We start from the raw sequence: 318 nt of genomic DNA, 5'->3' as shown, positions 1-318 counted from the left end.
TCAGCCACCACAGTCCCTACAACAAGGCCGGCTACCCGACCCTGATCGGTGAAGGCGTGACCGTCGGCCATGGCTGCATCATCCATGCCTGCAGCATCGGTGATTACAGCCTGATCGGCATGGGCGCCTGCATCCTCGACGGCGCCCGGGTCGAGCGCCATGGCTTCGTCAGCGCCGGTGCGGTGGTCGGCCCGGGCAAGGTGGTCGGCGAAGGCGAGCTGTGGGTGGGCAACCCGGCACGCCCGGCGCGCACGCTGAGCGACAAGGAGATCGAGTCGCTGCACTACTCGGCCGACCACTACGTGCGGCTGAAGGACG

At 67.9% G+C, this 318-nt stretch carries 1 protein-coding gene; it reads left to right on the top strand.

Translation table 11 applies throughout. From position 1 onward, the window contains the following. The coding region (locus EN850_RS35045) for a gamma carbonic anhydrase family protein (protein ID WP_136093036.1) at positions 1 to 318 on the top strand (318 nt) is incomplete at both ends.

The organism is Mesorhizobium sp. M8A.F.Ca.ET.207.01.1.1, assembly GCF_004794715.1.
Lineage (GTDB): Bacteria > Pseudomonadota > Alphaproteobacteria > Rhizobiales > Rhizobiaceae > Mesorhizobium.
Note: the sequence above shows the minus strand (reverse complement) of the source record. Positions and strands in the feature narration are given on the sequence as shown.